The sequence below is a fragment of the Phaeacidiphilus oryzae TH49 genome, from assembly GCF_000744815.1.
GTDB lineage: Bacteria > Actinomycetota > Actinomycetes > Streptomycetales > Streptomycetaceae > Phaeacidiphilus > Phaeacidiphilus oryzae.
In genome coordinates, this window is sequence record NZ_JQMQ01000005.1 from 3615291 (window position 1) to 3633245 (window position 17955).

Consider the following 17955-nt stretch of genomic DNA (forward strand, 5'->3'; position numbering starts at 1 on the left):
CCCGTGGCGCACGAGCCGAAGCCCTGGACGGAGGAGCTCTGGGAGTCCGCGGACGGGCTGTACCGGGCGGTCCTGGACCATCCGTTCCTCCGCGGGCTGACCGACGGCAGTCTGCCCCGCGAGGCCTTCCTCCACTTCGTCCACCAGGACGCCCACTATCTGCGGGAGTACGCGAGGGCGCTCGCGGTCTGCGCGGCGAAGGCGCCGACCGAGGACGACGTGCGGGCGCTGGCGGACGACGCGGTGGGCGCGATCGCGGCCGAGCAGACGATGCACGCCGAGTTCGTCGCCGCGCTGGCCGGGGCCGGGACCGGGGTCGAGTCCGGATCAGGGTCCGGGTCCGGGTCCGGCGGCCCAGCCGATCCCGGGGTGCTGCCCAGCACCCAGGCGTACACCTCCTATCTCCTCGCCACGGTCCACGGCGGGTCCTTCGCGGAGGGGCTCGCGGCGGTGCTCCCGTGCTACTGGATCTACGCCAGGGTCGGCGAGCGGCTGCTCGCCGCCTCCTCCCCCGATCCCCTCTACGCCCGCTGGATCGCCGCCTACGGCGACGAGGCCTTCCAGTCCGTGGTGCGCAGGGTGCTGGCGCTCGCGGACCGGGTCGGCGAGGAGCTCTCCGCCGCGGAGCGCGCTCGCGGGGTCCGGCACTTCCGCGCCACCGCGCGGTACGAGTGGATGTTCTGGGACGCCGCCTGGCGGGGCGAGACCTGGCCCGTCTAAGGGTAGGAATTCGGGGATCTCTCAGGGGTCGCGGCGGCCCGCTCGGGCCCCCGGCCGCCATACGATCGAAGAGTCAGAACAGACCGCGCTTACGCGAAGGACGGCAGTGATGAAGGAACTGTGGCACGGACTCCCCTGGTGGGTTCGGCGGGTCGTGGTCCCGGTCATTCTGGTGATCGTCGCCTGGAGCCTGCTGTCCACCGTGTTCGGCGCGATCTTCGCCGTGCTGGGCTGGGCCCTCGGCCTCGTCATCAAGTTGCTGGTGATCGTGGCGCTCGGCGCCGCGGTGGTGGTCCTGGTCAAGAAGGCCTCCCGGATGTAGCCGCGGCGGGGCCGATCGCGGCCGATCGCGGCGGATCGCCCGCCTGCCGACCGGGGCCGCCGGAGGACGCTGTTCCTCCGGCGGCCCCGGTCTTGCTACGGTGGCGGCATCTGACAGCAGACGCGGGAGCTCGGAGCACCGGGCTGAGAGGGCGCTGAACGGCTGCGCCGACCGCAGAACCTGACCGGGTAATGCCGGCGTAGGGAGCAGGTCTGTATGACCGCGCATCAGCAGAAGCCGCACGAGACCGAGCGGAACGACTCCGAGCGGCACGAGGCCGCCTGGCGGAAGGCGTACCGGACCGGATCGCGGCCGGACATCCGCGTCCCGTACCGGGAGGTGCTGCTCGGCAACGGCGGCCGGGTCCCGCTGTACGACACCTCCGGCCCGCACACCGACCCCGACCAGAACCCCGTCGACGTGCTGCGCGGACTGCCCGCGCTGCGCGCCGAGTGGATCGCGGAACGCGCCCGCGAGGGCCGTCCGGTCACCCAACTCGCCCTGGCCCGCGCCGGAACGGTGACCCCCGAGATGGAGTATGCGGCGCTCCGGGAGGGCCTCGACCCGGAGACCGTGCGGGCCGAGATCGCCGCCGGCCGGGCGGTGCTGCCGGCCAACATCCGGCATCCGGAGTCGGAGCCGATGGTCATCGGCAAGAACTTCCTGGTGAAGGTGAACGCCAACATCGGGAACTCGGCCGTCACCTCCTCGATCGAGGAGGAGGTGGAGAAGATGACCTGGGCCACCCGCTGGGGCGCGGACACCGTGATGGACCTCTCCACCGGCCGGGACATCCACGCCACCCGCGAGCGGATCCTCCGCAACTCCCCCGTGCCGATCGGCACCGTGCCGCTCTACCAGGCCCTGGAGAAGGTGAACGGCCAGGCCGAGCAGCTGAGTTGGGAGGTCTACCGGGACACCGTGATCGAGCAGTGCGAGCAGGGCGTCGACTACATGACGGTGCACGCCGGAGTACTACTGCGGTATGTGCCGCTGGCGGCAGGCCGAAAGACCGGAATCGTGTCCCGCGGCGGCTCGATCATGGCCGCCTGGTGCCTGGCCCACCATGAGGAGAACTTCCTCTACACCCGGTTCGCGGAGCTCTGCGAGATCCTGGCCCGCTACGACGTCACCTTCTCGCTGGGCGACGGCCTGCGGCCCGGCTCCATCGCGGACGCCAACGACGAGGCGCAGCTCTCCGAACTGCGGACGCTGGGCGAGCTCGGCCGGGTGGCCAGGGAGCACGGCGTGCAGGTGATGATCGAGGGGCCCGGGCACGTCCCGATGCACAAGATCAAGGAGAACGTCGACCTCCAGCAGGAGCTCTGCGACGAGGCGCCGTTCTACACCCTCGGCCCGCTGACCACCGATGTGGCGCCCGGCTACGACCACATCACCTCGGGCATCGGAGCGGCGATGATCGCCTGGTGGGGCACGGCGATGCTGTGCTACGTCACCCCCAAGGAGCACCTGGGGCTGCCCGACCGCGACGACGTCAAGACCGGCGTGATCACCTACAAGATCGCCGCCCACGCCGCCGACCTCGCCAAGGGCCATCCGGGGGCGCAGAGTTGGGACGACGCCCTCTCCGACGCGCGGTTCGAGTTCCGCTGGGAGGACCAGTTCAACCTGGCCCTCGACCCGGACACGGCCCGCTCCTTCCACGACGAGACGCTGCCGGCCGCCCCGGCGAAGACCGCCCACTTCTGCTCCATGTGCGGACCGAAGTTCTGCTCGATGCGCATCTCTCGGGACATCAACGAGCGTTACGGCACCCCTGAGCAGATAGCGGCCGGAATGCGGGAGAAGTCCGCGGAGTTCGCCGCCCACGGCAACCGGGTGTATCTGCCGGTGGCCGACTGACGCGGCGGCCCGCCCTCCGTCTCGTCGCGGAGAGCGGGCCGCCGTTCAGCGGATCAGCGGGTTCAGTCCTCCCCGCGCGGCGGGACCGCGCGGGGGCGGCGGGGGTGGACCAGGGGGTTGGCGGCGCGCGGGGACGAGCTGCGCGCCTCCGCCGCCGGTCGGGCCCCGGACCGGGACTCAGGCCGGGACCCGGGACGGGACTCCCCGGGCGGCTCGTCGGGCCCCGTGAAGTCCGGCGAGTCGAAGCCGGGGGAGGCGAACCTCGGTGAGCTGTAGCGGGGTTCGTCCTCCGGGCTGGGCAGGGTCTCGCCGTGCTCGCCGGAGATGCCCTCGGCGCCGGGACTCTCGAAACCGGGAGAGCTGTAGCCGATCCTCGGGCGCTCCCGCTCCTCCCCGTCGCCCCGCTTCCGCTCGCGAGTGAGGCTGACCCCCTCGGTGCGCGGGCCGGTGGCCAGCGCCGTGCTCCCGGCCGGCCGGGACAGGTCGGGGGCGCCCGCGGCGGCGACCGCGGCCTCGTGCTCCTCCAGCTGGTCGTAGAGGTAGGGGAGGATCGCCCGCCGGCGCAGCGTCTCCCGCCAGGCGTCCTTGGCCTGCGCCAGGTCGGCGTAGAGCTGGGGGCTCTCGCCGTCCGGCGGGGAGGCGCCGTCCCGCATCGCGGTGAGGAGGATGCCGACGATGCCCAGCACCATGCCGACGGCGGCCACCGCCAGCGCCACCCAGCCCGCGGTGATCAGTCCGCGGCCGATCGCCAGCCCGCTGTCGGCCGCGTGCAGCAGATAGCCGAGGATGAGGAAGACCACTGCCGCTATCCCGGCGAGTATCGGCAGCAGCACCGCCATCACCGGGGCCAGGCCGGCGCCCTCCAGCGGTTCGCCGGGCAGCGGCGCCGGCTCCGCCGGATCGGGGGCGGGCGTGCTGCGGGCGCGGGCGTCCGCGCGGGTCTGGTCGCGCAGGCCCACGTACCAGGCGTACTCGTTCTGGGCGGGTTCGGCGATCTCGGCGGCCGCGCCGAGGGCACGGGTGCGCAGTTGCTCGGCGGTGAGGCCGGGGGCGGACCGGCGCAGCGCTTCGGTGAAATCCGAGGCGTGCAGCGCCTCGTCCAGCACCTTCTCGAACTCCGGCTTGTCCTCGTTCTGGAGGTTTTGCTGCTGTTGCGGGTTTTGCAGGTTCGGAGCGTTCTCCATGGAATCCCCCGGTGCTGTGGACCCCGCTAGGGCCTTCGGCGGCCTTGTGGAACCGGGGTCCTCGCGGTAACTCGATGGTAGAGGCGGGGGGATGACCTGAAACAGTCGGTTTCAGGAATTTCAGGCTCCATACGATCGCACGACGATCGTAAGAGCCTATGAATTCCCTCCTGGCCGACTCGGCATATGACGCTTCGTCAAGCGGGCTTGAGGTCCAGTGGAAGCCGGGCGATCAGCATCGGCCCCTCCATGGTGACCCCGCCGTCCATCGCCACCGCCAAGTCCTCCGCGTACACATGAGGACCCGTCACCTGGCCGGCCGCGGCGTGGGCGTCCTCCCGGTCGACGTCGCCGAGGAGGTAGGGGATCGGGCTGTGGCCGTGGACGATCCGGTGGGCGCCGAAGACGGAGAGGAGCTCGCGGCAGGCGTCCGGGCCGTCCTCGCCGCGGAAGGCGAAGCGCTTGGTGAGGCGCCGGAAGAGGTCCCACCACTCGTCCGCCTCGCCGCGCTGGAGCGCCGCGTGGACGGTGTCGTTCACCTCGTCCACCGAGGCGCCGAACTCCAGGTAGACCGAGGTGTCCGAGTGCAGCAGGAGGTGGCCGTCGGCCACCGCCACCGCGGGGAGGCGGGAGAGCCAGGCGATGTGGTGGTCCTCGAGCCGGTCCAGATCGCTCTGCTGGCCGCCGTTCAGCCGCCAGGCGGCCATGAAGGAGGCCGTACCGGCGCTGGACGGGACGGGCGCGTCCTCGAACCGGGCGGCGCCGAGGAGCAGCAGCTCGTGGTTGCCCATCAGCGCCCGGCAGAGCCCGCCGGCCGCGGCCGCCTCGGCGGCCAGCCGCATCACCAGCTCGATGACGCCTACGCCGTCCGGGCCCCGGTCGGTGAAGTCGCCGAGGAACCAGATCCTGGTCCGGCCGGCCACCCAGGAGCCGTTGTCGTCGATGATGCCGTTCGCGCGCAGGGCGGCGAGCAGCTCGTCGAGGTGGCCGTGGACGTCGCCGACCACGTACAGCGGGCCCGGCGGCTCGGTCGGCTGCTCGGTCCCGAAGCCGGTGGTGGTCGCCGCGGCGGGCGCGGCGGCCCCCACCGGGGGCGCGGGGCCGCGGGGGCGCCGACTCGACCTCCGGCGGCGGGGGGATGAGGTTCGCCGGATCCCCGAGCTCCAGGGTCGGCGGGTCCTCCGCCGGGGGGCCGCCGTAGGGAGCGCTGCCCTGCGCGGGCGGCACCAGCGCCTCCCAGATCCGCGAGCCGCCGGGGGGGACGGGGGCGCCCAGGGGGCCCGGGGGCGCCGGGGGCGTCTGCGGCACGGCGGGCGCCTGCGGCACAAGAGGAACAGGAGGGGCCGGCGGGATCGGGGGAACCGGGGGGACCGGCGGGACCGGGCCCTCGGGGGCGGGGCCGGCGTCCCCCGTCTCGGGAGAGGTGACCGGAGGACTGACACGCGGGTCGACGGGCGGGCGCTCGGGCGCCGCGGGGGGCTGCGCGGGAGCGAAGAAGTCGAACGAATCGCGCGCCGATGCCGCGTCCCCGTCGGTGATGCCCGATGAGGGCCCGACAGGGCCAGTGTCCGGCAGGTCAGGCCGGGCGAAGGGGTCCACCGGTGTCATCCGCCCATCATAGGAAGACGCTGATCCCGCCGTCCGCACCTGGGCGGGATCAATCGGGGCTTCCTGGTGGGGCGGATACGGGCGGCTGTCCGGAAGCGTCGGATTTGCCGCGATTCGCGGCGGGCGTCCCCCGGCGCGCCAGGTCACCGGCGGCCGCCGCACCGGCGCCCGCCGCACCGGCGCCCGCCACAGCTCTCGCCGCACCGGCGCCCCCGCCCACCCCGCCGGATCACTCTTCGCCGGAGGGCCGGGGCGGGCTCACCGTGGTCCGCGGGGTGCGGCGCAGCGAGGAGGCGCGAACGATCAGCTCGGTCGGCATCAGCCGCCCGGCCGGGGCCGACGGCCCGTCCTGCTCGATCGCGTCGATCAGCAGGTTGACCGCGGTGGTGCCGATGCGGCGGGGTTTCAGCGAGAGGGTCGTGATGGGCGGTTCTGTGCTCGCGTAGACGTCGCTCTCGCTGCAGCAGACCAGCAGCAGGTCCTCGGGGACCCGCAGCCCGTAGCGGCGGGCGGCGGCCAGCAGGTCGGTGCCGTTGGGGTCGAACAGCCCGTACACCGCGTCCGGCCGGTCGGGCCTGGCCAGCAGGCGGTCGGCGGCGACCGCGCCGGCGGCGGGGTCGTGCGCCGGGTACGCCTCGTACAGCGGCTCCTGGCCGATCCGCAGGCACCAGGAGAGGTAGGCCTCGGTGGACAGCCGGGTGTAGGTGTCCGTGCTGGTGCCGGTGAGGAGGCCGATCCGGCGGGCACCGGACTCGGCGAGGTGGTCGAGGATGCCGAGGACGGCCGCCTCGTGATCGTTGTCCAGCCAGGCGGTGACCGGGCAGTTGCCCGGCTTGCCGTCGCTGACCACCGGGATGCCCTGCCGGTGGAGCTCGGCCACCAGCGGGTCGTGGTCGGCCGGGTCGATCACCACCGTCCCGTCCAGCGCGACGTTGCTCCATACGTCGTGCCGCGAACTTGCGGGCAGCACGACCAGGGCGTATCCGCGGCCGAGCGCGGCGGAGGTGGCGGCCCTGGCCATCTCCGCGAAGTACGCGAACTCGGTGAAGGTGAACGGCTCTTCGCCGTAGGTGGTGACGGTCAGGCCGAGCAGCCCTGAGCGTCCGGTGCGCAGGGTGCGCGCGGCGGCGGAGGGCCGGTAGCCGAGGCGCTCGGCGACCTCGCGCACCTTGCTCCGGGTCTCCTCGGGCAGGCGGCCCTTGCCGTTGAGGGCGTCGGAGACAGTGGTGATGGACACCCCGGCCGCGGCTGCCACGTCCCGGATGCCCGCCCGCTCCAGCCGCCGGGGCGGGGTGGACCGCCGACCGCTCTGGTTCGCTGCTGCTGTCATGGCAGGCCGATGGTATGGCTCGGAACGCCGGGGTGAGCGGGGCCGCTTCGGGGCTCGGTACGGCCGCTGCAGGCCTGAAGATTCGATTCTGCAAGGCGCGGAGGGCCGGGGGCCAGGGATTACCAGGCTGTTGCGGACATTTCACTTCGCTGCTGGGGTTGTGCGCAGGCGCGAATGCGCGGTCCCGTGCAGTTCCACGGTCCGGACATCTCACCTTCACGGGTGAATTAGCCGCGGTCGGCTCGTATGGTGATCCTGACCAGCACATAAAGGAGAGTTAACGGTGAGCGAGACCGCCGGGCAGGTGCGCGCCGCGTCTGCGGCCCAGCAGCCGCAGCAGGATCAGCAGGTGAGCGGCCTGGAGGGGGCCGGGCCGAGGCTCCGGGAGGCGCTGAAGGGCATCCCCGCGTACAAGCCGGGCCGGCCGGCCGGCGGCTCCGGCGGGGCCGGGACGCCCTCGTTCAAGCTCTCGTCCAACGAGAACCCGTACCCTCCGCTGCCCGGAGTACTGGACGCGGCGGTGGCCGCGGCCGGCGAGGCGAACCGCTACCCGGACATGGCCTGCGCGGCGCTGATCGCCGAGCTGTCCGGCACGCTGGGGGTGCCGGAGTCGCACATCGCGACCGGCACCGGCTCCGTGGGCGTCGCCCAGCAGCTGCTCCAGGCGACGGCCGGGCCGGGGGACGAAGTCGTGTACGCCTGGCGGTCGTTCGAGGCGTACCCGATCATCACCCAGATCAGCGGAGCGCGCTCGGTACGGGTCCCGCTGCGCCCGGACGAGTCGCACGACCTGGACGCGATGGCCGCGGCCGTCAACGAGCGCACCCGGCTGGTCTTCCTCTGCACCCCGAACAACCCCACCGGCAACGTGCTGCGTCGGGAGGAGATCGAGGGCTTCCTCGACCGGGTCCCGCGCGACGTGCTGGTCGTCCTGGACGAGGCCTACCTGGAGTTCATCCGGGACAAGGAGGCCGTGGACGGCATCGAGATCTACCGGGAGCGGCCGAACGTCGCCGTGCTGCGCACCTTCTCCAAGGCGTACGGGCTGGCCGGGCTGCGGGTCGGGTACGCGGTCGCGCAGGAGCCGGTGGCGACGGCACTGCGGCAGACCGCGGTGCCGTTCGGGGTGAGTCAGCTGGCGCAGGACGCGGCGATCGTCTCGCTGCGCTCCCGCGAGGCCCTGCTGGAGCGGGTGGAGGCGCTGGTCGCCGAGCGGGAGCGGGTGCTGGACGCGCTGGCCGCGCAGGGGTGGCCGGGGGTGCCCCGGTCCCAGGCGAACTTCGTCTGGCTGCGGCTGGGGGAGCGGACCGCCGCCTTCGCCGCGGCCTGCGCGGAGGCGGGCGTCGTGGTCCGCCCCTTCGAGGGCGAGGGCGTCCGAGTCTCCATCGCGGAGCGCCCGGCGAACGACATCTTCCTGGAGGTCGCCTCCCGCTTCGCCGCCTGACGCCGGCCGGCTCGACGGGCTCGCGCGTAGGCGCGGCGCGGCGGATCAGCAGCGCCGGAACCGCGCGGTCCAGCGCCGCAGCCGTCCGCAGCCGGCGGCGGACGCCGGGTCGCGCCGCGGTAGTCGCCGCCGAGTGCGGCGGCCTCGCGCGCGCCGGCCGTGCGGTTCCTTGCGCCCGTGGGCTGCCCGTAAGCCGTCCGTCAACCGCCCGCAAGCCGCCCCCGCGGGACCCGCGGGCCCCGCAGGCCCGGTAGGCGCGCGGCACCGTCGGGTTACGCCGCGCGAGTGGTGGGCTCCGGGGTGCCGGGGGTGGCTTGGGCGGCTGTGGAGTCCGCTGGCGCAGGCTGGCGGTCATGAACCTCGCCCTCGCCCACGAGACGATCGCCCGTTGGCAGTTCGGCGTCACCACCGTCTACCACTTCCTCTTCGTCCCGCTGACGATCAGCCTCTCCGGGCTCACCGCAGGGCTCCAGACGGCGTGGATCAGGACCGGCCGGGAGAAGTACTTCAGGGCGACCAAGTTCTGGGGGAAGCTCTTCCTGATCAACCTGGCCATGGGCGTGGTCACCGGCATCGTCCAGGAGTTCCAGTTCGGGATGAACTGGTCGCGCTACTCCCGCTTCGTGGGCGACGTCTTCGGCCCGCCGCTGGCGATGGAGGCGCTGGTCGCCTTCTTCCTGGAGTCCACCTTCATCGGCCTGTGGATCTTCGGCTGGGACCGGCTGCCGAGGAGGCTCCACTGCGCCTGCATCTGGGCGGTCTCCGTCGGCACCCTCTTCTCCGGCTATTTCATCCTGTCCGCCAACTCCTGGATGCAGCACCCGGTCGGCTACCACGTCGGGGCCAACGGCCGGGCCCAGCTGAACGACATCTGGCGGGTGCTCTTCCAGAACACCGCCCTGGTGCAGGCCTTCCACACGTTCACCGCCGCCTATCTCAGCGGCGGCGCCTTCATGGTCGGCATCGCCGGCTACCTGATCATGCGTCAGCGGCGGCGCCCGGAGGCCGACCGGCAGCCGGTCCAGCTCGGCGCCGCCCGCACCTCGCTGCGGCTCGGCCTGGTGACCCTGGCGGTCTCCGGGATCCTGGTCGCGATCAGCGGCGACACCCTCGGCAAGGTGATGTTCGAGCAGCAGCCGATGAAGATGGCCTCGGCCGAGGCGCTGTGGGAGACCGAGGCGCCGGCCCCGTTCTCGGTCTTCGCGATCGGTGACGTCAACAAGGGCCACAACACCGTGGAGTGGCAGATCCCCGGGCTGCTGTCCTTCCTGGCGCACAACAACTTCCACGACGCGGTGCCGGGGATCAAGGACACCGCGGCCAAGGAGGCCGCCAGGTACGGCGGACAGCCGAAGGACTACTACCCGATGATCCCGACCACCTACTGGGGTTTCCGGTGGATGATCGGCTTCGGGATGTTCTCCTTCCTCCTCGGCCTGGCCGGCCTCTGGCTGACCAGGCGCCGGTTCTGGCTCGCCCCCGAGCACCGGAGGGGCGACGACCAGGTCCCCGAGCTGATGCTGACCAGGAAGACCGCGCTGAACGCCTTCCTCACCCGCTGGTCCTGGCGGATCGCCGCCTCCACCCTCTTCTTCCCGCTGGTCGGCAACTCCTGGGGCTGGATCTTCACCGAGATGGGCCGCCAGCCCTGGGTGGTCTTCGGGGTGATGCGGACGGCCCGGGCCGAGTCCCCCAACGTCACCGTCGGCAACCAGGTCTTCTCCCTCACCGTCTTCACCCTCCTCTACGCGGTCCTCGCGGTGATCGAGATCGGCCTGCTCAAGAAGTACGCCCAGGCCGGCATCCCCGAGGAGGAGCCGCCCACCCGCGATCCGCGGCTGCGCGGACCGGGTCCGGACGGGCCGGGCGGCCCCGACGGCTCCGGCGGGGATTCCGACCGCCCGATGGCCTTCGCCTACTGACCGGAGTTGACCATGCATCTGACCGACTTCTGGTTCCTGGTGATCGCGATCCTCTGGATCGGCTACTTCTTCCTGGAGGGCTTCGACTTCGGCGTCGGCATCCTCGTCGGCGTGGTGGCGCGGGACGACCGCGAGCGCCGGGTGCTGATCAACACCATCGGCCCGGTCTGGGACGGCAACGAGGTCTGGCTCCTCACCGCGGGCGGCGCCACCTTCGCCGCCTTCCCGGTCTGGTACGCCACCCTCTTCTCCGGCTTCTACCTCGCGCTGCTGGTGATCCTGGTCTGCCTGATCGTGCGCGGGGTCGCCTTCGAGTTCCGCGGCAAGCGGTCCGGGCGGCGCTGGCAGCGCAACTGGGAGCACGCGCTCTTCGTCACCTCGCTGCTGGTCGCGTTCCTCTGGGGGGTGGCCTTCGCCAACATCGTCCGCGGAGTGAAGATCGACGCCGACGAGGTCTATGTGGGCGGCTTCTGGGACCTGATCAACGGCTATGCGCTGCTCGGCGGCTTCACCACGCTCTTCCTCTTCACCTTCCACGGCGCGGCCTTCGCCGCGCTCAAGACCCTGGGGCCGATCCGCGCGCGGGTCCGCCGGGCGGCGCTGCTCACCGGCGGGGTCACCGCGGTGCTCGCCTCGGCCTTCCTGATCTGGACCCAGGTGGACCAGGGGCTGGGCGCGACTCCGCCCGGCGGGCTGGGCGGCGGCTGGTCGCTGGCGGCGCTGATCATCGCCGTGGTGGCGCTGGTCTCCGCGCTGGCCTTCGCCCGGCTGCAGCGGGACGGCTGGTCCTTCGCGCTGTCCGGGGTGACCGTGGTGGCCGCGGTGGCGATGCTCTTCCTCAGCCTCTATCCGGACGTCCTGCCGTCCAGCCTGGACCCGTCCTGGAGCCTCACTGTGAGCAACGCCTCATCGGCGAACTACACCCTCACGGTGATGACGATTGTGGCGTGCGTCATGACGCCGGTCGTCCTGGCGTACCAGGCCTGGACGTACTGGGTGTTCCGCAGGCGGATCGGGGTGTCGGCGATTCCGCAGTGACACCCTGGCTGACCTGCGGATTTACCGGGGCGGAAGGTGACGGTTCGTCAGCTTCCGCCCCTGGTGCGTGACCTGAGGGCCCCGAGGCGCCCGTCCGGGGCCCGCGTCGGACCGGGGGACCCCCCTGCATGGGGCGTTCGAACGCTGTGGATAATACTTTGTGAAAGTGTTCACGTTCACAAGCTCACGTGAACGGCCGCCTCACCAGCGGTTCCTGCCCGAACGCGACGGAGGGATCAGACGTGGATCTCGCCCTGGCCCATGAGACCTTGGCCCGGTGGCAGTTCGGCTTCACCACCGTCTACCACTACCTGTTCGTCCCGCTGACGATCAGCCTGGCGGCGCTCACCGCCGGGCTGCAGACCGCCTGGGTGCGCACCGAGAAGGAGAAGTACTTCCGCGCGACCAAGTTCTGGGGAAAGCTCTTCCTGATCAACATAGCCATGGGCGTCGCCACCGGCCTGGTGCAGGAGTTCCAGTTCGGCATGAACTGGTCCGCCTACTCCAAGTTCGTCGGCGACGTCTTCGGCGCACCGCTGGCGATGGAGGCGCTGCTCGCCTTCTTCTTCGAGTCCACCTTCATCGGCCTGTGGATCTTCGGCTGGGACCGGCTCCCCCGCAAGGTCCACCTCGGCTGCATCTGGATGGTGTCGATCGGGACGTTCCTCTCCAGCTACTTCATCCTGGCCGCCAACTCCTTCATGCAGCACCCCAACGGCTACCGGATCGCCGCGAACGGGCGGGCCCAGCTCACCTCGATCTCCAAGGTGCTCTTCCAGGACACCACCCTGGCGGCGGTCTTCCACACCCTCGCCGCCTGCTTCATCGTCGGCGGCGCCTTCATGGTCGGCATCTCCGCCTACCTGGTGCTGAGGGCGCGGCGGCAGCCGCTGGAGGAGCGCGACGGCACGAAGATCGCGACCATCCGCACCTCCCTGCGGCTGGGACTGTGGACCGCACTGGCCGGCGGGATCGGGGCGCTGCTGAGCGGCGACACCATCGGCCGGGTGATGGTCCAGCAGCAGCCGATGAAGATGGCCGCGGCCGAGGGCCTGTGGCACACCGCCGCCCCGGCGCCGTTCTCCCTCTTCGCGATCGGCTCGCTCCACCAGGGCCGGAACGTCTTCGAGTTCAACATCCCCGGGCTGCTGTCCTTCCTCTCGTACCACGACTTCCACTCCCCGGTGCGCGGCATCGTGGACGTGGCCAGGCAGGAGTCGACGCAGTTCGGCGGTGAATGGCAGCACTACGTGCCGGACATCTTCGAGTCCTTCTGGGCCTACCGGGGCATGATCACTTTCGGCATGATCTCGGTGGCGATCGCGGTGGCCGGGCTCTGGCTGACCCGGCAGAAGCGCTGGATCGACCCCCGCTTCCGGCGCCCCGAGACCGAACTGCCGCTGCTGATGCTCACCAGGGAACGGGAGTTGAGCCCCTTCCTCACCACCTGGGCCTGGCGGATCGCCCTCCTCACCCTGGGCTTCCCGCTCATCGGCAACGCGCTGGGCTGGCTCTTCACCGAGATGGGCCGCCAGCCCTGGGTGGTCTACGGACTGATGACCACTGCCGACGCGGTCTCCCCCAATGTCTCGGTCACCGAGCAGATCATCTCGCTCGGCGTCTTCGCGGTGCTGTACGGGGCACTGGCGGTGGTCGAGGTGCGGCTGCTGATCAAGTACGTCCGCAAGGGCATCGGCGACGAGCCGCCGCCCAGTCACGAACCCCTGCCGCGCGGACCGCTGTCGCCCGAGAGCGACGACGAGCCGCTGACCTTCGCCTACTGACCCCGGCCTGCCGAGAGGAGCTGCGGGATGTATCTCCACGACTTCTGGTTCCTGCTGATAGCGGTCCTGTGGACCGGCTACTTCTTCCTGGAGGGCTTCGACTTCGGGGTCGGCGTGCTCCTCAACCTGCTGGCCCGCGGGGAGACCGAGCGCCGGGTGCTGATCAACACCATCGGCCCGGTCTGGGACGGCAACGAGGTGTGGCTGGTCACCGCGATCGGCGCGACCTTCGCCGCCTTCCCGTCCTGGTACGGGGCCATGCTCAGCGGCTTCTACCTGCCGATGCTGCTGATCCTGGTCTGCCTGATCCTGCGGGTGGTCGCCTTCGAGTACCGGGCCAAGCGGGACGGCGAGCGCTGGAAGCGGGGCTGGGAGCAGTGCGTCTTCTGGTCCTCGCTGCTCACCTCGTTCGTCTGGGGCGCGGTCTTCGCCGACATGGTGCACGGCATGCGGATCGACCGGGCCGGCGACTACATCGGCGGCCTGGGCGGCATCTGCACCCCGTACGCCGCCCTCGGCGGGCTGGCCTTCACGGTGCTCTTCACCTTCCACGGGGCGGTCTTCACCGCGCTGAAGACGACCGGGGAGATCCGGCTGCGGGCGCGCGGACTGGCCATGCGGCTGGGCGTGCTGGCACTGCTCGTGGTGACCGCCTTCCTGGGCGTCGGCCAGGCCGAGCGCGGGGACGGCTGGTCGCTGGCCGCGCTGGTGGCCGCGGGTGCGGCGCTGATCGCCTCGCTGGCTGTGAACCGCCTCGGGCGGGAGGGCTGGGCCTTCCTCGGCTCGGGGGTGGCGGTGGCGGCGGTGATCGCCGCGCTCTTCCTGTCGCTCTTCCCGAACGTGATGCCGTCCACCCTCGACCCGGCCTGGAGCCTCACCACCGCGAACGCCTCCTCGGCCGACTACACCCTCAAGGTGATGACCTGGGTGGCGGTCTTTGCCACGCCGCTGGTCATCCTCTACCAAGGGTGGACGTACTGGGTGTTCCGCAAGCGGATCGGCATTCAGCACATTCCGGCCGCGACGGCCGGGCACTGAGCGACCGAAGCGTCGAGGCACTGAGCGAAGCGAGGCCCGAGAGATGAAGCCCGTCGATCCCCGGCTGCTGCGGTACGCCCGTGGCGCGCGGGTGTTCCTCACCCTCTCCGTGCTGCTCGGTGCGGCCGGCGCGGTGCTGGTCATCGCGCAGGCCGTGCTGATCACCGACCTGGTGGTGGGCGCCTTCCAGCATGGGCGCGGACTCGGCTCGCTGGGCTGGGAGATCACCGCGCTGGCGGCGGTCGCCGTCGGCCGCGGCCTGGTCGGCTGGCTCACCGAGGCCGCCGCCCACCGGGCCTCCGCCGGCGTCAAGTCCGAGCTGCGCGGGCGGCTGCTGGCCAGGGCGGCCGAACTCGGGCCGCGCGGCGGGCTGGACGGCCGGCACAGCACGGGGGAGCTGGCCGCCCTCGCGGTGCGCGGGGTGGACGCGCTGGACGCGTACTTCAGCCGGTATCTGCCGCAGCTCGCGCTGGCGGTGATCGTGCCGGTCGCGGTGCTGGCCAGGATCGTGCTCGCGGACTGGGTCTCGGCGGTGATCGTGGTCTGCACGCTGCCGCTGATCCCGGTCTTCATGATCCTGATCGGGCTGGCCACGCAGAACCGGATGGACCGTCAGTGGGCGCTGCTGGGAAGGCTCTCCCACCACTTCCTGGACGTGGTGGAGGGGCTGCCGACGCTCAAGGTCTTCGGCCGGGCGAAGGCGCAGGCGGCGTCGATCCGGCGGGTCACCGCGGAGTACCGGAGGGCGACCCTGCGCACCCTGCGGATCGCCTTCGTCTCCTCCTTCGCGCTGGAGCTCCTCTCCACCCTGTCGGTGGCGCTGGTCGCGGTGACCGTCGGCACCCGGCTGGTGGACGGGTCGATGACGCTGTCGGACGGGCTGCTCGTCCTGGTGCTCGCGCCGGAGGCGTACCTGCCGATCCGTCAGGTGGGGACCCACTACCACGCCAGCGCGGAGGGACTGGCCGCGGCGGGTGAGGTCTTCGCGGTGCTGGAGGCCGGAACGGAGCAGGCCGACGGCGGAGGGGTCGTCGAGCGCCCCGCGGCGGCGGACATCGAGGTCGACGAGCTGACGGTACGTCACCCCGGGCGTCCGGCGGCGGCCTTGAAGGACGTCTCGCTGACCGTCCGGGCCGGCGAGACGGTCGCCCTGACCGGGCCCTCGGGGGCCGGCAAGAGCACCCTCCTCTCCGTACTGCTGGGACTCGGCGGGGCCGAGCGGGAGTCCGGGCGGGTGCAGATCGGCGGCCAGGAGCTGGCCGGGCTGGACCCGGCCCGCTGGCGGCGGTGCGTCGCCTGGGTGCCGCAGCGGCCGTACCTGTTCGCCGGGACGATCGCCGAGAACGTCCGGCTGGCCAGGCCGGAGGCGGACGACCGGGAGCTGGCGGCGGCGCTGCGGGCCGCGCAGGCCGCGGAGTTCGTGGCGGCCCTGCCGGAGGGTGCGGAGACCGTGCTCGGCGAGGGCGGCTCCGGCCTCTCCGCCGGGCAGCGCCAGCGGATCGCGCTGACCCGGGCCTTCCTCGCGGACCGTCCCGTCGTCCTGCTGGACGAGCCGACGGCGAACCTGGACGGGGAGAGCGAGGCCGCGATCGTCGCGGCGGTCCGCGAACTCGCCCGCGGCCGGACCGTCCTGCTGACCGCCCACCGGCCGGCGCTCCTCGCGGTCGCGGACCGGGTGGTGGCGCTGCCGGCGCCGGAGGCGGCGCGGGACTCCGACGGGCCGGGCGATGGGGCGCGGGCGAGCGCGGCGGGTGAGCCACCGGCGGCCGCGGCGGCGCCGGCGCCGGCGGCGGCGCCCGACGAGGCCGAAACAGCGGTCGCGGCGGTCGCGGCGGGGGCCCGCGAGGCCCGCGAGGGCGAGGGCCGGCGCGCCGGCGCCATCCGCCGGGTCCGTCGCCTCGCCCTCGCCGAGGGCGGCGGGGCCCGCCCCCGCTTCGCGGCGGCCGTCCTCCTCGGCGCGCTGGCGCTGGGCTGCGCCATCGCCCTCCTCGGCACCAGCGGCTGGCTGATCTCCCGCGCCTCCCAGCAGCCGCCGATCCTGTATCTGATGGTGGCGATGACGCTGGTACGGGCCTTCGGCATCGGCCGGAGCTTCTTCCGCTACGCGGAGCGGCTCCTCTCGCACGACGCCGTCTTCCGCGGCCTGGCCGGGCTGCGGGTCAACCTCTTCCGCGCGCTGGAGCGGCTGGCCCCGGCCGGCGGGCGCGGCCTCTGGCGGCGCGGGGACCTCCTCTCCCGCCTGGTCGAGGACGTCGACGCGGTGCAGGACCACTTCCTGCGGTTCGTCCTGCCGGCCGCCTCCGCAATCCTGGTCTGCGCGGGCACGGTGCTCGCCGTGGGGCTGCTGCTGCCCGCGGCCGGGGCGGCGGTCGCCGCCGGACTGCTGCTGGCCGGCCTCGCCGTACCGCTGCTCGCCTCGCGGGTCTCCCGGAACACCGAGCGGCGGCTGGCGCCGGCCAAGGGGGCGCTGGCCACCCAGGTGGTGGAGCTGCTCGCCGGGGCCGAGGAGCTGACCGTGGCCGGGGCGCTGCCGGAGCGGCTGCGCCGGCTGCGGGAGACCGACGCCGGGCTGGTCCGGCTGGCCGGCCGGTCGGCCGGCACCGAGGGGCTCGGCGCCGGACTGGTCGCCCTGCTCAGCGGGCTGACGGTGGCCGGCTGCGCGGCGATCGGGGTGGCCGCCACGGCGTCCGGGCGGATCCACGGCGTGCTGCTCGCGGTGCTGATCCTGACCCCGCTGGCCGCCTTCGAGGCGGTCGCGGGGCTGCCGGCGGCGGCGCAGGCGCGGCAGCGCGGGGTGCGCGCGGCCGAGCGGCTGGTCGAGGTCGGCGACGAGCCGGCACCGGTCCGGGAGCCGGCCGAGCCGGCACGGCTGCCGGACGCGAGCGCCGGACTGCCGGTGCGGGCCCGCGATCTGACGGTGCGCTACCCCGGTCGGGCCGAGCCGGCGCTCGCCGGCCTCGATCTGGACCTGTCCGCCGGCCGGCGGATCGCCGTCGTCGGCCCGAGCGGCTCCGGCAAAACCACGCTGGCGCTGGCGCTCCTGCGCTTCCTCGACCCCTCCGGCGGCCGGATCACCCTCACCGGCAGCGGAGTGGACGCCACGACCCTCGCCGGGGACGACGTCCGCCGGGTGATCGGGCTGTGCGCCCAGGACGCCCACGTCTTCGACAGCTCGCTGCGGCAGAACCTGCGGCTGGCGCGGCCGGACGGGACGGCGGACGAGGAGCTGTGGTCCGCGCTGGACGCGGCCCGGCTCGGCGACTGGGTGCGCGGGCTGCCGGAGGGCCTGGACACCATGGTCGGCGAGCACGGCGCCCGGCTCTCCGGGGGCCAGCGGCAGCGGCTGGCGCTGGCCCGGGCCCTCCTCGCGGACTTCCCGCTGCTGGTGCTGGACGAGCCGGCCGAGCACCTCGACCTGGAGACGGCGGACGCCCTCACCGCGGACCTGCTGGCGGCGACCGAGGGCCGCACCACGCTGATCATCACCCACCGGCTGGCCGGACTGGACGCGGTCGACGAGATCGTGGTCCTGGACCGGGGCCGGACCGCCGAACGGGGTACCTGGGCCGAGCTGACGACCCGCGAGAACGGCCGCCTCCGCGCGATGTGGCAGCGCGAGCGGGCCGCCGACGCCCTGGTCCCCCAGGCCCGCCGCCCCGCCCTGTCGCCTACCGCAACATAACCGGACAAATTACCCTTCCT

General features: G+C 72.7%; 12 protein-coding genes and 1 riboswitch. Of the genes, 9 read left to right on the top strand and 3 right to left on the bottom strand.

Annotated features, from left to right (window positions below; genetic code table 11):
• Window positions 1-3: 3 nt before the first annotated feature.
• The 3 genes from BS73_RS19800 (at window position 4) to thiC (ending at window position 2905) form a co-directional block, all read left to right on the top strand.
• A complete protein-coding gene (locus BS73_RS19800; protein WP_037574386.1) occupies window positions 4-720 on the top strand; it encodes a TenA family protein in 717 nt (238 codons plus the stop codon).
• A 109-nt stretch (window positions 721-829) separates the two neighbouring features.
• Entirely contained in the window at window positions 830-1042 is a 213-nt protein-coding gene (locus BS73_RS19805; RefSeq protein WP_037574388.1) for a DUF5326 family protein, read from the top strand.
• 112 nt (window positions 1043-1154) lie between these two features.
• Window positions 1155-1265: riboswitch (TPP riboswitch) on the top strand.
• Window positions 1259-2905, top strand: a complete 1647-nt coding sequence (thiC, locus tag BS73_RS19810; RefSeq protein WP_037574390.1) for a phosphomethylpyrimidine synthase ThiC — start codon at window positions 1259-1261, stop codon at window positions 2903-2905. Its footprint overlaps the riboswitch before it by 7 nt.
• Before the next feature lie 62 nt (window positions 2906-2967).
• Here thiC and BS73_RS34840 read toward each other — a convergent pair whose 3' ends face one another.
• From BS73_RS34840 to BS73_RS19825, 3 genes are all read right to left on the bottom strand, one after another.
• Window positions 2968-4089 carry a hypothetical protein gene (locus tag BS73_RS34840; RefSeq protein ID WP_051940130.1) on the bottom strand — a complete coding sequence of 374 codons (1122 nt, stop codon included), beginning with the start codon at window positions 4087-4089 and terminating at the stop codon, window positions 2968-2970.
• Window positions 4090-4286: 197 nt separating this feature from the next.
• Window positions 4287-5177 carry a metallophosphoesterase gene (locus BS73_RS19820; RefSeq protein WP_322987286.1) on the bottom strand — a complete coding sequence of 297 codons (891 nt, stop codon included), beginning with the start codon at window positions 5175-5177 and terminating at the stop codon, window positions 4287-4289.
• Window positions 5178-5926: 749 nt separating this feature from the next.
• On the bottom strand, window positions 5927-7027 hold the full coding sequence (locus BS73_RS19825; protein ID WP_037574391.1) for a LacI family DNA-binding transcriptional regulator: 1101 nt from the start codon (window positions 7025-7027) through the stop codon (window positions 5927-5929).
• 358 nt (window positions 7028-7385) lie between these two features.
• On the opposite strand from BS73_RS19825, the gene hisC reads away from it, so the two are divergent.
• The 6 genes from hisC (at window position 7386) to cydD (ending at window position 17935) form a co-directional block, all read left to right on the top strand.
• Entirely contained in the window at window positions 7386-8471 is a 1086-nt protein-coding gene (gene hisC / locus BS73_RS19830; protein WP_037580293.1) for a histidinol-phosphate transaminase, read from the top strand.
• Between the two features lie 353 nt (window positions 8472-8824).
• Complete coding sequence (locus BS73_RS19835; protein WP_037574393.1) at window positions 8825-10393, top strand: cytochrome ubiquinol oxidase subunit I; 1569 nt, start codon at window positions 8825-8827, stop codon at window positions 10391-10393.
• Between the two features lie 12 nt (window positions 10394-10405).
• Entirely contained in the window at window positions 10406-11431 is a 1026-nt protein-coding gene (gene cydB, locus BS73_RS19840) for a cytochrome d ubiquinol oxidase subunit II (protein WP_037574394.1), read from the top strand.
• Between the two features lie 242 nt (window positions 11432-11673).
• Window positions 11674-13215 (top strand): cytochrome ubiquinol oxidase subunit I, encoded by a 1542-nt coding sequence (locus BS73_RS19845; RefSeq protein ID WP_037574396.1) that lies wholly within the window; start codon window positions 11674-11676, stop codon window positions 13213-13215.
• A gap of 27 nt (window positions 13216-13242) precedes the next feature.
• Window positions 13243-14253, top strand: a complete 1011-nt coding sequence (cydB, locus tag BS73_RS19850) for a cytochrome d ubiquinol oxidase subunit II (RefSeq protein ID WP_037574398.1) — start codon at window positions 13243-13245, stop codon at window positions 14251-14253.
• Window positions 14254-14296: 43 nt separating this feature from the next.
• Complete coding sequence (cydD, locus tag BS73_RS19855) at window positions 14297-17935, top strand: thiol reductant ABC exporter subunit CydD (protein WP_037574401.1); 3639 nt, start codon at window positions 14297-14299, stop codon at window positions 17933-17935.
• Window positions 17936-17955: the final 20 nt, after the last annotated feature.

Bases quoted from the DNA above. Each gene is read 5' to 3' on its own strand.
- cydB (WP_037574394.1), top strand. From the start codon at position 10,406: ATGCATCTGACCGACTTCTGGTTCCTGGTGATCGCGATCCTCTGGATC.
- cydD (WP_037574401.1), top strand. From the start codon at position 14,297: ATGAAGCCCGTCGATCCCCGGCTGCTGCGGTACGCCCGTGGCGCGCGG.
- BS73_RS34840 (WP_051940130.1), bottom strand. From the start codon at position 4,089: ATGGAGAACGCTCCGAACCTGCAAAACCCGCAACAGCAGCAAAACCTC.
- BS73_RS19825 (WP_037574391.1), bottom strand. From the start codon at position 7,027: ATGACAGCAGCAGCGAACCAGAGCGGTCGGCGGTCCACCCCGCCCCGG.
- cydB (WP_037574398.1), top strand. From the start codon at position 13,243: ATGTATCTCCACGACTTCTGGTTCCTGCTGATAGCGGTCCTGTGGACC.
- BS73_RS19805 (WP_037574388.1), top strand. From the start codon at position 830: ATGAAGGAACTGTGGCACGGACTCCCCTGGTGGGTTCGGCGGGTCGTG.
- BS73_RS19835 (WP_037574393.1), top strand. From the start codon at position 8,825: ATGAACCTCGCCCTCGCCCACGAGACGATCGCCCGTTGGCAGTTCGGC.
- thiC (WP_037574390.1), top strand. From the start codon at position 1,259: ATGACCGCGCATCAGCAGAAGCCGCACGAGACCGAGCGGAACGACTCC.